The sequence below is a fragment of the Sphingomonas segetis genome, from assembly GCF_009720245.1.
GTDB classification, from domain to species: domain Bacteria; phylum Pseudomonadota; class Alphaproteobacteria; order Sphingomonadales; family Sphingomonadaceae; genus Sphingomicrobium; species Sphingomicrobium segetis.
On sequence record NZ_WJSQ01000065.1, the window covers coordinates 1 to 14,029 of the forward strand.

Sequence of the window (14,029 nt, forward strand, 5' to 3'; positions counted from 1 at the left end):
CTTCGACTGGGCTCTGATCGGGCGCCACCCGGACCTGCCGAGCGCGCTGCTGGCCGGCGGGATTGGGCCGCACAATGCGGCGGCTGCGCAGCGGCTCGGCGCTTATGCGATCGACGTCGGCTCGTCGGTCGATCTGCGCCCCGGAATGAAGTCGCCGGAGAAGATCGCCGCCTTGTTCGAAGCGCTGCGCCCGTCCGCGCGGCGGCGGTTGCGCGAATGCGCCTGAACGGCCGCTTCGGCCGCTTCGGCGGCAGCTACGTTCCGGAGATACTCGTGCCCGCGCTCGAGCAGCTCGAGGCCGCGTTCCTGAATGCTGAGGACGATCCGACGTTCGCGGCCGAGCTGAACGATCTGCTCGCCAATTATGCGGGTCGCCCAACGCCGCTGACTCGTTGCCGCAACCTGCCGGGCAACATCTGGCTCAAGCGCGAGGACCTGCTCCACGGCGGCGCGCACAAGACTAACCAGGTGCTCGGGCAGGGGCTGCTCGCGCGCCGGATGGGCAAGACCCGACTGATCGCGGAGACCGGAGCGGGCCAGCACGGCGTCGCGACCGCCATCGTCGGCTCGCTGCTCGGCTTTGAAACGTTGATCTACATGGGTGCGGAGGACGTGGAGCGGCAGAAGCTCAACGTCTTCCGGATGCAGCTGATGGGTGCTGAAGTGGTGCCCGTCGAAGGTGGCGGCCGCACCCTCAAGGATGCGATCAACGAGGCATTGCGCGACTGGTCGGCGAGCTTCGAGACCACGCATTATCTGCTCGGCACCGCAGCCGGGCCGCACCCTTTTCCGACCATGGTGCGCGAATTCCAGCGCGTGATCGGCCGCGAGGCGCGCGCGCAAATGGTCGAGCGGTTCGGGCGTCTGCCGGATGCGGTGGTCGCCTGCGTCGGCGGAGGTTCGAACGCGATCGGGCTGTTCGCGGACTTCCTCGACGATCCGGTGCGGCTGATCGGGGTCGAAGCGGCGGGCAAGGGCCTCGACGGAGAGGCGCATGGCGCGACGCTCCTCCGAGGCACGCGCGGCATGCTCCACGGCGCCGAGACTTACGTCCTCCAGGATGACGAGGGACAGATCGCCGATACCTGGTCTGTCTCGGCGGGCCTCGACTACCCCGCGGTCGGACCAGAGCATGCTCACCTCAAGGACAGCGGCCGCGCGGAATATGTCGGTTGCACCGACGCCGACGCGCTCGCCGCTTTCAAGGCGCTTGCGGAAAGTGAAGGAATCATCTGCGCCTTCGAATCCGCGCATGCGCTCGCTTATGCGCTGAAGATCGCCGACAACGAGCCGGAGAGCGCCATCCTCGTGGGCCTCTCGGGGCGCGGCGACAAGGACGTCAGCCAGGCCCAGGCCTTGCTCGCATGAGCCGCTACCCTGCGATGTTCGAACGCCTGAACGGCGCCGGCGCGTTCGGGGCGTTCCTGATGCTCGGCGACCCCGACCTGGAGTCGAGCGCCCGCCTGCTCGATGCGGTCGTCGAGGGCGGCGCGGACATGATTGAGGTTGGAATTCCCTTCTCCGATCCGGTGGCGGATGGGCCCGTCATCCAGGCCGCGGCCCAGCGCGCGCTCGCAGCGGGCGTTCGCGTCGGCGACTGCTTCGACCTGATCGCAGGCTTTCGCGAGCGCTATCCGAATGTCCCCGTCGGCATCCTGACTTACGCCAACATCGTCGTCGCCCGCGCGGGCTTCATGCGCGACGCCGCCGAAGCGGGCGCCGACAGCCTGCTGATCGCCGACGTGCCTGCGCTCGAGGCCGCGCCGTTCGTCCGCGACATGGAGCAGGCGGCCATCGAGCCGGTGCTGATCGCCGCCGCGAACACGCCGGAGCCGACGCTCCAACGGATCGCGGACCTGTCGAGCGCTTACACCTATTGCGTCAGTCGCGCCGGCATCACCGGCACCCACGCCGGCGGCGAGTTCGACGCCGCTTTGATCGATCGGCTTGCTGCAGCCGGCGCGCCGCCCTGCATATTCGGCTTCGGAATCTCGGCTCCAGAGCATGTCCGCGCTGCGCTCGCTGCCGGCGCCAAAGGCGTGATCTGCGGCTCGGCGATCGTCGATTGCGCGCAGCGCGGCGGCGATGTCGCGCAATTTGTCCGCTCCCTCAAGGCCGCCACAGGGAACGAGTCGGCGACGCAATGAATTGAGTCTCCTTGGGTTCAAGGAGACGAAGACATGGCCGCGCGCGCGATATGGCGAGGGCAGATCAGGCTGGCCCTGGTATCGATCCCGGTCGAGCTTTACCCCGCGACCAAGAGCGGCGCACAGATTCAGTTCCACCAGGTGCACGAGCCGACCGGCAAGCGCATCAAATATGAGAAGGTCGTGCCCGGCGTCGGCCCCGTCGACCGCGACGAGATCGTCAAAGGTTATGAGGTCTCCAAGGGCCACTACGTCCTGCTCGACCCCGAGGAGATCGAGAGCGTCAAGCTCGAGAGCCGCAAGACGCTCGAGCTGGTCGAGTTCGTCGACACGCACGACATCGACGCCATGTATTACGACAAGCCCTATTTCGTGGTGCCCGCCGACGACCTCGCCGAGGAGGCCTATGTCGTCCTTCGCGATGCCCTGAAGGCGGCGAAGAAGATCGGCGTCGGCCAGCTCGCGATGCGCGGGCAGGAATATGTCGTCGCGCTGAAGCCGTGCGGGAAGGGGCTGCTGCTGGAGACGCTGCGCTATGCCGACGAGGTCCACAAGGCGCAGTCCTATTTTCGCGAGATCGGCACCGAGGAGCCCGACGCGGACCTGCTCGACATGGCCTCCATGCTGATCGAGCGGAAGACCGGCAAGTTCGATCCCGGCGAGTTCCACAACCGCTACGTCGACGCGCTGCACGACCTGATTCGCGAGAAGCAGAAGGCCAAGGGCGAGAAGGTCATCCAGGACCCGGACGCCGACGAGCCGCCGCCGCGCGGATCGAACGTCGTCGATCTGATGGCGGCGCTGAAGCGCAGCCTCGGCGACGAAAAGGGCGGCAAGGCAGCCAACGAGAATCGCGGCGCTGCGAAAAAGAAGCCGGCGCCGCGCCATGCTCCGAAGAAGGTGCCGGCCAAGAAAGCGGCTGCCGGAGGGCGGAAACGGTGATGTGCCCCAAATTCGTCATTCCCGCGAAAGCGGGAACCCAGTTTTTCTTGTTTCGCTGGGCCCCCGCGTTCGCGGGGGTGACGAACGGTGGCTAGCGTGGCCACCAAGAAGCTCGACATCGCGACCTACAATCGCAAGCGCGACTTCACCAGGACGAAGGAGCCCAAGGGCCGCAAGCTCAAGGGCAGCGGCGACAGCTTCGTCGTCCAGAAGCACGAGGCCTCGCGGCTGCATTGGGACTTCCGGCTCGAGCTGGACGGAGTCCTGAAGAGCTGGGCGGTGCCCAAGGGTCCGAGCATCGATCCGGCCGAGAAGCGCCTCGCGATGCGGACCGAGGACCACCCGCTCGACTACGGCACGTTCGAAGGAATCATCCCTGCCGGCGAATATGGCGGCGGCACGGTGATGCTGTGGGACAGGGGCCGCTGGATTCCGCACCCTGACAAGGACCCGAGCAAGACGATCGAGGAAGGCCACCTCCACTTCACCCTCGAAGGCGAGCGGATGAAGGGCGAGTGGGTCCTGTTCCGCCTCAACCCGCGCAAGGGCGAGCGCGGCGAGCCGTGGATGCTCAAGAAGGTCACCGACGAATATGCCGACCCGGACAACGGCAACGCGCTCGTCGACGAGGGCACGACCAGCGTCACGACCGGCCGCACGATGGCGGAGATCGCGGCCGGCGAGGACGTGTGGCGCTCCAATCGCGGCGGGCAGAAGGGCGGGCGTGCGAAGAAGAAGGCGGCCAAGGCGCCGCCGCCGTTCGAGGAGCCGCAACTCGCGACTTTGGTCGACGACGTGCCGACCGGAAGCGACTGGCTCTACGAATATAAGTACGACGGCTACCGGCTGCTGCTGTCGGTCGGCGACGGAGTCGCGACCGCGTGGACGCGCAACCGCAAGGACTGGAGCGACAAGTTCAAGGCGCTGGTGAAGGCCGCGGCGAACCTGCCCGCCGGCTGTCTGATCGACGGCGAGGCCGTCGCCGTCGACAAGAACGGAAAGCCCAGCTTCCAGCTCCTGCAATCCACGCTCAAGGACCAGAAAGGCGCCAACCTCGTCTTCTACGCCTTCGACCTGTTGATCGACCGCGGCGAGGACATCCGCCGCCTGCCGAACATCGTCCGCAAGGACCGGCTTGCCTCGCTGCTCGCGGGCGTGAACCCGCCGATCATCTACGGCGACCATGTGATCGGGAAGGGCGAGGCCCTGTTCGCCGAGATCTGCAAGCAGGGCGGCGAGGGCATCGTCGCGAAGAAGGCGAGCTGCCCCTACAAGGGCTCGCGCACGCGCAACTGGCTCAAGATCAAGTGCATCCAGCGCCAGGAATTCGTGATCGTCGGCTGGACGGAGAGCGACAAGCGCATCGGCTTCCGCTCGCTGCTCCTCGCGGCGAAGGAGAAGGGCAAGCTCACCTACGTCGGCAAGGTAGGAACGGGCTTCAACGGCAAGCTGATCGACGAGCTGATGGACCGGATGCGCCCACTCGAGGTCGACAAGGCGCCGGTCGAAATCCCGCGCGCCGACCGCAAGGGCGCGCATTTCATCGAGCCGAGGCTCGTCTGCGAAGTGGCGTTCACCGAATTCACCAACGAAGGCATCCTCCGCCACCCGAGTTTCCTCGCGCTGCGCGAGGACAAGCCGGCATCCGAAGTGGTGGTCGAGACGCCCAAGCACCTCGCACAATCCGAGAAGAAGCCGGCCAAGGCGAAGACGAGGAAGTCAGAGCCGATGCGCACCGCCGAGAGCTTCGGGATCAAGATCAGCAGCCCCGAGCGGATGATCTTCCCCGACGAAAAGCTGACCAAGCTCGACCTCGCGGACTATTATGCCGCGGTCGAACCGCTCATCATGGTCGATGCGGCGCACCGCCCGATGACGCTGATCCGCTGTCCACAGGGCCGCTCGAAGAAATGCTTCTTCCAGAAGCACGACAGCGGCTCGTTCGGACCCGACGTCAAGCATGTCCCGGTCAAGGAGAAGAAGGGGATCGTCCAGGACTATCTCTACTTCGACGACATCAAGGGGCTGCTCACCTGCGTGCAGATGGGGACGATCGAATTTCACGGCTGGGGCAGCAAGATCGACCCACTCGAATGCCCCGATCGTCTCGTGTTCGACCTGGACCCGGACGTGGGACTCGATTTCGAGAAGGTGAAGGAAGCGGCGGTGCGGCTGCGCGGCCTACTCAAGGACCTCGGGCTCGAGACGTTCCCATTGCTGTCCGGCGGCAAGGGCCTGCACGTCGTCGCGCCGCTCGATCAGTCGGCGGAATGGCCGGCGGTCTCCGACTTCGCCGAGCGCTTCAGCCGCGCCATCGCGGAGGCCGAGCCCGAGATGTTCACCGCCAACATCCGCAAGGTCCAGCGCAAGGGCCGCATCTTCCTCGACTGGCTCCGCAACCAGCGCGGCGCGACCGCGGTGATGCCCTACTCCGCCCGAGCCCGCGAAGGCGCGCCGGTCGCCGCCCCGGTCGCCTGGGACGAGCTCGACAAGTACAAAGGCGGCAATCACTTCACCATCCGCGATGCCGACGAGCTGATCGAGCGCGCGGGCTCCAAGCTGCTCAAGGGCTGGGGTGAAGCAAAGCAGGCGCTCCCGAACGCTTAATTCATTCTCGATCGGTTGCGGACATTCACAATTTCGGGAATGTTCGATGAGTTAGAGTACTCGCGAGCGTTCAATGAAGCATCCCATTATCACACAGGCGACGAACGACATCAAAGCGGCTCGGAAGATTTGGCTGCCTTGGCGTGTCTTGCTGCCTTGGATGGTCTTCTGCCTCGCGGTGATCGTCGTTTGCGATCACTTTGAAAGAATGAACATGTCTATGCCGCTGCTCATGAGCATCGGCCTGTTCGCGTTCTTCATTTATTTGAAGTGGGGGCTGAGACGGCAAGCGCTCTTTTGGGGCACAATCGCTCTCCTCATGGCCGTTCACGTTGCGCTGATCTGGTATATTCCGTGGACTTCGGATTGGGTTCCGGCGGCTGTCACTGCAGGGGTAGCATCCATAGACCTGTGCTTGATGCTATTTGTTCTCGCAGCCGTAGAAGTTTTATGCGGGAGCCAAGCGGTCGCTGAGGACTAAGCCCGCATCTTCCGCCTACCGAATCTCGGCCAGCTCCACGCCGCGCGTCTCCCGCGCGATCAGCGCGCTCACGCCGCTGATGGCGCACGCAATCGCGACGTAGATCGACACCGGCACCGATGAGTGCAGGTCCTTGTAAAGCCACAAAGCGATGATCGGCGCCAGGCTGCCCGCGAAGATCGCGGTGAGCTGATAGGCGATCGATACGCCCGAATAGCGGATGCGGGTCGGGAACAGCTCGGTGATGAACGCCGCCTGGGGCGCGTACATCGAGGCGTGGAGGACGAGGCCGATGACGATCGCGAGGATGATCAGCGCGTTGCTTCCGCTCGCCAGCATCGGGAAGAAGAGGAAGCTGAAGATACCGAGCCCGAACGCGCCGAACGCGTAGACGGGCCGGCGGCCGATCCTGTCCGAAAGCGTGGCGAGCAGCGGGATCGCAATGAATTGCACCACCGCTCCGATCAGCAAGGCGTCGAGTGCGAGGCTCCGCGTTTCGGCCGCGACATCCACCAGGAAGGTCAGCGAAAAGACCGTCAGGATGTAATAGCCGATGTTCTCGCCGACCCTGAGCCCCGCGCCGAGCAGCACCGCGCGCGGGCGCTCGCGGAACACGTCGATCGCGGGCATGCTCGGCGGCGCCTCGGCGGCTTCGATCTCGCTCTCGAACATCGGGCTCTCGGCGACCCGGTTGCGGATGTACCAGCCGACCACGACCAGCACCGCCGAAAGCAGGAACGGCACGCGCCAGCCCCAGGCGATGAAGTCCGCCTCGCTCTGCACGCCTGCCATCAGCGCGAGAATTCCGGCCGAAAGCAGGCTGCCGAGCGGGACGCCCGCCTGCGGCCAGCTCGCCCAATAGCCGCGGCGCCTGGCATCCCCATATTCGGCCGCCATCAGCACCGCGCCGCCCCATTCGCCGCCGACGGCGAAGCCCTGGACGACGCGCAGCACGATGAGGCCGACCGGCGCCCACACGCCGATGCTGTCGTAGCCGGGCATCAGGCCAATCAGCATTGTCGCGAGGCCCATCAGCACCAGGCTCCACATCAGCAATTTCTTGCGCCCGATGCGGTCGCCGTAATGGCCGAACACGATCCCGCCGAGCGGCCGTGCGACAAACCCGACCGCGTAAGTCGCGAAGGCAAGCAAGGTGCCGACCAGCGGGTCGAACGAGGGGAAGAACAGCTTGTTGAAGACCAGCGCGGCGGCGGCGCCGTAGAGGAAGAAGTCGTACCACTCGATCGTGGTCCCGATAAGGCTCGCGGCGATCACGCGCCTCAGCGATGTCTTGCCTGCTTCGGCCATGCGTCCTCCGTCATTGCGAGCGTAGCGAAGCAATCCGGAAGAAGGCAAATCGCTCACACGAAGGCACGAAGACGAAAGGAAGCCACGAAGAAGCGCGTCCCTGACCTTCGCGCCTTATTTCCTCCTTCGTGCCTTCGTGTGAGATAATTCTTGATTCTTGCCAGTCTGGACCCCTGCTTTCGCAGGGGTACAAGAGAGCATGCGTACACTCGTTCTTCCCGCTCTCCTCTTCCTCCTGACCGCTGCCTCGCCGCCCGAGATTGCGCGATTGCGGCAGGAGGCGGCGAACGTGACGATCACCCGCGACGACTGGGGCATCGCGCACGTCCACGGAAAGACTGACGCCGATGCGGTGTTCGGGATGATCTACGCGCAGGCCGAGGACGATTTCCCGCGGATCGAGGCCAATTACCTGTGGGCGCTCGGCCGCACCGCCGAGGCGGAGGGGGAAAAAGCGATCTGGCAGGATTTGCGCGCACGGCTCTACGTCAGCGAGCCCGAGCTCAAGGCCTATTACGCGAAGAGCCCGGCGAACATGCAGGCGCTGATGAAGGCCTGGGCCGACGGGCTGAACTATTTCCTGGCGACGCACCCGGAGGTTAAACCGCGCGTGCTGACGTACTTTGAGCCGTGGATGGCGCTGAGCTTCACCGAGGGCAGCATCGGCGGCGACATCGAGCGGATCGACCTCGACGCGCTGCGGGATTTTTATGGTGCTCGTCATCCCGGCCTTGAGCCGGGACCTGCCTCGTCTTCAATCGCGGAGGAAGGCAGGCGGGTCCCGGGTCAAGCCCGGGATGACGCATTGGCCGACAACGAACCGCGCGGCTCGAACGGCATCGCGATCATGCCGGGGCTCACCAGCAACGGCCATGCGCTGCTGCTGATCAACCCGCACACCAGCTTCTTCTTCCGCTCCGAGCTGCAGATGTCGAGCGACGAAGGGCTCGACGCTTACGGCGCCGCGACCTGGGGGCAGTTCTTCATCTACCAGGGCTTCAACCCGCACGCCGGCTGGATGCACACCTCGAGCGGGGTCGATGTCGTCGATGAGTTCGCCGAGACGGTTGAGCGGAAGGGCAAGTCGCGCTGCACCCGCTACGGCACCGCCTGCAACCCGCTCGGCGTCCGCCCGGTGACGATCCGCTACCGGCTGCCCAACGGCAAGCTCGGCTCGAAGAGCTTCGACACTTACTTCACCCATCACGGCCCGATTGTGCGGTCGGACGGCGACCGCTGGATCGCGTTCGCGATGATGAACCGCCCGGTCGAAGCGCTCCAGCAGAGCTATTTACGCACCAGGGCGGACGACCTCGCTTCGTTCATGCAGGTTGCGCAGCTCAAGGCGAACAGCTCCAACAACACGATCTTCGCCGACGACAAGGGTGAGGTCGCCTACCTCCACCCGCAGTTCGTCCCGCGGCGCAACGACCGGTTCGATTTCACCAGGCCGGTCGACGGCAGCGATCCCGCGACGGACTGGGGCTCGCTGCACGCGCTGAGCGAGCTGCCGAACGTCATGAACCCGCCCAACGGCTGGGTCGACAACAACAACAACGCGCCGTGGTCGGCCGCCGGCGCCTTCAGCCCGGACCCGAAGAATTACCCGAAATACATGGACATGTTCGGTGAGAATTTTCGCGGCATCCATGCGCTCGCGCTGCTCAGCAGGAGCCGCGGCTGGACTCTGGAGAAGCTCCAGGCGGCCGCCTTCGACAGCTTTCAGCCGGGCTTCGCGGTGCTGATCCCGTCGCTGCTCAAGGCGTATCGCGAACTTCCGGTGAACGATGCGCGAGCGAAGCGGCTGAGCGCCCCGATCGCGTTGCTTCGCGGCTGGAACTACCGCTGGAGCGGCGAATCGGTGGCGCAGACGCTGGCGATGTTCTGGGGCGACGCGATGCAGAAAGCGCTGAACGCGCTGCCGGACGAGCCCGGCAACAAGCGCATGATGCGCCTCGCGCGCGACACGACGCCGGCGCAGAAGGTGCAGGCGCTCGACGATGCGGTCGCCCGGCTGACACGCGAGTTCGGCCGCTGGCAGGTGCCGTGGGGCGAGGTCAACCGCTTCCAGCGCATCGCGGGCGCGATCGTCCAGCCGTTCAGCGACAGCGATCCGAGCATTCCCGTGCCGTTCGCGAGCAGCGCCTACGGGTCGCTCGCATCGTTCGGATCGTCACCCAAGCCGGGAACGGTCAAATGGTACGGAACCTCGGGCAACAGCTTCGTCGCGGTGGTCGAGTTCGGCCCGCGCGTCCGGGCCCATGCGGTGACTGCGGGCGGCGAGAGCGGCCATCCGGACTCGCCCCATTTCAACGACGAGGCGCTGCGCTACGCGTCGGGCGCTCTGCGCGAGGTGTACTTCTGGCCGGATCAGCTCAAGGGCCACACGGAGCGCGTGTACCGGCCGGGGGAGTGATCTGTTCCGGGGCGAAGGCCGGGGAACAGGAGCGCGTGAGCGCGGCTTCGCAGCGCCCTGGACCCCGTCTTAAGGTCCCCTCAAAGTAATACTTTGATGGGGGCCCTTCACCCGGGGCATAGTTAATCCGCGAACTTGTCCGTCGCGCGCACCAGCGCGTCGAGGTTGCCGGGTTCGCTGAACAGATGCCCCGCATCGGGGATGATGTTGAGCTCGACCTCGGGCCACGCCTGCTTGAGCGTCCACGCGGCCATGGGCGGGGTGCAGGTGTCGTGGCGGCCCTGGACGATGACGCCCGGAATTCCGCGCAGCTTCTTCGCGCCCTCGAGCAGCTGGCCTTGCGCGAGCCAGCCGTGGTTCGCCATGTAGTGGTTCTCGATCCGCGCGACCGCCACCGCAGTGCCAGGCGCGGTGAAATGCTCGATCGTCGACGGGCTCGGGAGCAGGGTGACGATGTCGCCCTCCCATTTGCTCCATGCCTGAGCGGCTGCGAGCTGCTCGGCCTTGTCGTCGCTCGTCAGCCGCTTGCGATAGGCTTCGACCAAGTCGCCGCGTTCGTCTTCCGGGATCGGGGCGAGGAACTCCGCGAACTTGTCGGGATAGACCTGGCTCGCGCCGCCTTCCTTGTACATCCAGTCGATCTCATACTGGTCGAACAGGAAGATTCCGCGCAGCACCAGCTCGGTAACGCGCTCGGGATGGGTTTCGGCATAAGCGAGCGACAGCGTCGAGCCCCAGCTTCCGCCGAACACCTGCCACTTGTCGACTTTCGACACTTGGGTGCGCAGCTTCTCGATGTCCTCGACGAGATCCCAGGTCGTGTTGTGGTCGAGGCTCGCATAGGGCGTCGACTTGCCGCAGCCGCGCTGGTCGAACACCAGGATCTTGTACTTGTCGGGGTTGAACTGCCGCCGGTGATCGGGGCTCGATCCGCCGCCGGGCCCGCCGTGAAGGAACACCACCGGCTTGCCATCCGGGTTGCCGCTCAGCTCCCAATAGAGGCTGTGCCCGTTCCCGACTTCCAGCATGCCCGTCTGGTAGGGTTTGATCTCGGGATAGAGCGTGCGGCGCCGGGCGGTATGGATGTCCATCAGAAGCTGAATTCCTCGTAAATGTGCGAGACGTCGCCGTTCCACTCGCCGTGATAGCGCGCGAGAAGGCGGTCCGCGGGGGTCATGCCCGTTGCGACGACGTCGCGCAACGGGTCGAGGAACCCGCCTTCATTGTCGCCGGCGCTGTTGAGCTCGGCGCGGCGGGTCAGCCCGCCGGCAGCGACGTCGAGCACTCGGGCGGAGAAATCACGCATCGTCTCGCCGTCCGGCGTGACCGCGTCGAGCGCGAGCTTTGGGACCTCGTGCCGAAGCTTTTCGCGCTGGTCGATGGTCCAGTGCCTGACCAGCTCCCACGCGGCGTCGAGCGCTTGGGTCTCATAGAGCAGCCCGACCCACAGGGCCGGCAGCGCGCAAATGCGGCTCCAGCGTCCGCCGTCGGCGCCGCGCATCTCGAGGAAGCTTTTCAGGCGCACTTCGGGAAAGGCGGTCGAAAGATGGTCGGTCCAGTCGGTCAGCCGCGGCTTCTCGCCCGGGACCTGCGGCAACTTGCCCTCGAGGAAATTTCGAAAGCTCTCGCCGGCGACGTCGATATATTTGCCGTCGCGGTAGACGAAGTACATCGGCACATCGAGCGCATAGTCGCAGTAACGCTCGTACCCGAACCCGTCCTCGAACACGAACGGCAGCATTCCGGTGCGGTCCGGGTCGGTGTCCTCCCAGATGTGGCTCCGGAAGCTCTTGTAGCCGTTGGGCTTGCCTTCGGTGAACGGCGAGTTGGCGAACAGCGCCGTCGCGACCGGCTGAAGCGCCAGGCCGACGCGGAACTTCTTCACCATGTCGGCTTCGCTCGAATAATCGAGGTTGGTCTGGATGGTGCAGGTGCGCAGCATCATGTCGAGGCCGAGGCTGCCGACCTTGGGCATGTAATTGAGCATGACGGCGTAGCGGCCCTTGGGCATCACCGGCAGCTCGCTGCGCGTCTTGTCGGGCCACATTCCGGTGCCGAGGAAACCGAGCCCGAGCTTGTCGCCGATCATCTTGCACTGGCCGAGGTGGCGGGCCGCTTCCGAGCAGGTCTGGTGCAGGTTCCTGAGCGCCGCGCCGGAAAGCTCGAACTGGCCCGCGGGCTCGAGGCTGATGGTGCCGTCCTGGCCCGACAGCGCAATGATCTTGCCGTTCTCGCGCACCGGCTTCCAGCCGAACTGGGTCAGGCCGATGAGCAGGTCGCGGATGCCGCCGGGCTCGTCGTAGGAGGGCGCGCGGTGGTCGTCGCGCCGATAGACGAATTTTTCGTGTTCGGTGCCGATGCGCCAGTCGTCCTGCGGCTTCTCGCCGGCCTCGAACACCGACAACAGGTCGGTGCGGCTCTCGATCGGAGGCGAATAGCCGTCGTCGGTGCGTTGGGTCATGCAAGGCGGCGCTTAGCGCCAGTCCCCGGCCAGCGCCATATAGGCCGACAGGGCGGCAAGCGCCGCCGTCTCGGCGCGCAGGATGCGGGGGCCCAGCGAAATTGCCGACGCTCCCGCGCCGCGGACGAACCCGCGCTCCTCCTCGGTGAAGCCGCCTTCCGGTCCGACGAGGATCGCCGTCGGGCCTTCGCGGAAACTGCTCGCGAGCGGCTCGCCGCCGGTCTCGTCGGCGAAGTAGAGATGGCGCGACGGGTCGAGATCCTCGGCGAAACGCCGCAGCGGCACCGGCTCGACGATCTGCGGCACGCGCGTGCGCCCGCATTGCTCTGCCGCTTCGATCGCGATGCTCTCGAGACGGTCGAGCCGCACGCGCTCGGCTATGGTGCGCTGCGTCATCACCGGCACCAGCCGCGCCGCGCCGAGCTCGGTCGCTTTTTCGACCAGCCAGTCGGTCTGCGCCCGCTTCACCGGCGCGAAGGCGAGCCAAATGTCGGGGATGCTCTCCGGCTCGCGCGTCTTCCGTTCGACGGAGAGCGTCATCCGCTTCCGGCCCGCTTCTGCGATCCGCGCCAGCCATTCGCCCGAGAGCCCGTCGAAAACGAGCAGCTCTGCGCCCGCGCCGAGGCGCAGCACATTTCCGAGGTAATTCGCTTGTTTGGCGTCGAGCTCGACCGCCGCTCCCCCGGCGAGCGGCTGCGAGACGAACAGCCGCGGCAGACTTCTGGGCGGCCAGGCAGGGGTTGCGGGCATTCGCAGCGCTTACCAACATTCGTCATCCCCGCGAAAGCGGGGACCCAGCGGCACAAGAAACTAGGTTCCCGCTTTCGCGGGAATGACGATAGTGGGGCGTGATTTTGCCCCCTGACATCGTCCCGGACAGCGAGCGGCGCGGGTTCATCGGCGCGCTTCCGCAGCGGCTGCGGACCTATGCGAGTCTGATGCGGCTCGATCGGCCGATCGGCAGCTGGCTGCTCTACTGGCCGTGCGCCTGGAGCGCCGCGCTCGCCGGTGTCGGCGGCCGCTGGGACCTGTTCCTGTGGCTTGGGCTGGGCGCCTGGGCAATGCGCAGCGCCGGTTGCGTCTACAACGACATCGTCGACCGCGACCTCGACCGGCAGGTGGAGCGCACGCGCCTGAGGCCGCTCGCCAGCGGGCGCGTGGCACTGCGATCGGCGTGGCTGCTGATCGCGGGCCTGTCGCTCATCGGCCTCGTGGTCCTGCTCCAGCTCAACCTCACTGCCGCCATTGTCGCGGTCGTCAGCCTCGCGCCCGTCGCAGCCTACCCGTTCATGAAGCGCATCACATGGTGGCCGCAGGCGTGGCTCGGAATCGTCTTTTCATGGGGCGCGCTGGTCGGCTGGCCGGCGGTGACCGGCAGCCTGAGCTGGACACCGTTCCTGCTGTGGTTCGGAAGCATCGCCTGGGTGGTCGGCTACGATACGTTCTACGCCATCCAGGACGTGGAGGACGATGCGCTTGTCGGGGTCAAATCCTCGGCTCGCCGGCTCGGCGGCAAGGCCCCGCTCGGCATCGGAGTCTTCTATCTGATCGCGCTGCTGCTGTGGGGCGCGGCGATCTGGACCGTCCGGCCCGACTGGATCGCGCTGCTCGCGCTCGCGCCGGCCGCGCTCCACCTCGCCAACCAGGGGCTGCGAGCCGACCCGCGC

At 66.0% G+C, this 14,029-nt stretch carries 12 protein-coding genes; 8 read left to right on the forward strand and 4 right to left on the reverse strand.

The genetic code is table 11. From position 1 onward, the window contains the following. The 6 genes from trpF to GH737_RS08005 all read left to right on the forward strand — a co-directional run. Window positions 1–226: phosphoribosylanthranilate isomerase (gene trpF / locus GH737_RS07980; protein WP_476749610.1), on the forward strand; the 226-nt coding region annotated here is incomplete at its 5' end. Then, complete coding sequence (gene trpB, locus GH737_RS07985) at window positions 217–1,368, forward strand: tryptophan synthase subunit beta (RefSeq protein ID WP_155264311.1); 1,152 nt, start codon at window positions 217–219, stop codon at window positions 1,366–1,368. The genes trpF and trpB, both read left to right, overlap by 10 nt. After that, a complete protein-coding gene (trpA, locus tag GH737_RS07990; RefSeq protein ID WP_155264312.1) occupies window positions 1,365–2,147 on the forward strand; it encodes a tryptophan synthase subunit alpha in 783 nt (260 codons plus the stop codon). Before trpB ends, trpA begins: the two co-directional genes overlap by 4 nt. A 33-nt stretch (window positions 2,148–2,180) precedes the next feature. Then, window positions 2,181–3,089 carry a non-homologous end joining protein Ku gene (ku, locus tag GH737_RS07995; RefSeq protein WP_155264313.1) on the forward strand — a complete coding sequence of 303 codons (909 nt, stop codon included), beginning with the start codon at window positions 2,181–2,183 and terminating at the stop codon, window positions 3,087–3,089. A 96-nt stretch (window positions 3,090–3,185) separates the two neighbouring features. Further along, window positions 3,186–5,696: a DNA ligase D gene (gene ligD / locus GH737_RS08000; RefSeq protein WP_155264314.1), complete on the forward strand. Its 2,511-nt coding sequence runs from the start codon at window positions 3,186–3,188 to the stop codon at window positions 5,694–5,696. A 73-nt stretch (window positions 5,697–5,769) separates the two neighbouring features. Next, window positions 5,770–6,177: a hypothetical protein gene (locus tag GH737_RS08005; RefSeq protein ID WP_155264315.1), complete on the forward strand. Its 408-nt coding sequence runs from the start codon at window positions 5,770–5,772 to the stop codon at window positions 6,175–6,177. 15 nt (window positions 6,178–6,192) lie between these two features. Here GH737_RS08005 and GH737_RS08010 read toward each other — a convergent pair whose 3' ends face one another. After that, window positions 6,193–7,485, reverse strand: a complete 1,293-nt coding sequence (locus GH737_RS08010; RefSeq protein ID WP_155264316.1) for an MFS transporter — start codon at window positions 7,483–7,485, stop codon at window positions 6,193–6,195. Between the two features lie 199 nt (window positions 7,486–7,684). On the opposite strand from GH737_RS08010, the gene GH737_RS08015 reads away from it, so the two are divergent. Beyond that, window positions 7,685–9,901 carry a penicillin acylase family protein gene (locus tag GH737_RS08015; protein WP_155264317.1) on the forward strand — a complete coding sequence of 739 codons (2,217 nt, stop codon included), beginning with the start codon at window positions 7,685–7,687 and terminating at the stop codon, window positions 9,899–9,901. Window positions 9,902–10,023: 122 nt separating this feature from the next. Here the strand turns inward: GH737_RS08015 and pip are convergent, their stop codons facing one another. Genes pip through GH737_RS08030 form a run of 3 tightly spaced genes read right to left on the reverse strand, consistent with a single transcriptional unit; the run spans window position 10,024 to window position 13,112 of the window. Next, the gene (pip, locus tag GH737_RS08020; protein ID WP_155264318.1) at window positions 10,024–10,992 is read right to left on the reverse strand and encodes a prolyl aminopeptidase; all 969 of its coding nucleotides are present in this window, start codon (window positions 10,990–10,992) and stop codon (window positions 10,024–10,026) included. Continuing rightward, window positions 10,992–12,362 carry a glutamate--cysteine ligase gene (locus GH737_RS08025; RefSeq protein WP_155264319.1) on the reverse strand — a complete coding sequence of 457 codons (1,371 nt, stop codon included), beginning with the start codon at window positions 12,360–12,362 and terminating at the stop codon, window positions 10,992–10,994. The genes pip and GH737_RS08025 overlap by 1 nt, the downstream gene beginning before the upstream one ends. 12 nt (window positions 12,363–12,374) lie before the next feature. Next, on the reverse strand, window positions 12,375–13,112 hold the full coding sequence (locus GH737_RS08030; RefSeq protein WP_155264320.1) for a 16S rRNA (uracil(1498)-N(3))-methyltransferase: 738 nt from the start codon (window positions 13,110–13,112) through the stop codon (window positions 12,375–12,377). Between the two features lie 101 nt (window positions 13,113–13,213). Here GH737_RS08030 and ubiA point away from each other — a divergent pair. Further along, window positions 13,214–14,029 (forward strand): 4-hydroxybenzoate octaprenyltransferase (ubiA, locus tag GH737_RS08035; protein WP_155264321.1); only part of this gene is annotated, 816 nt, incomplete at its 3' end.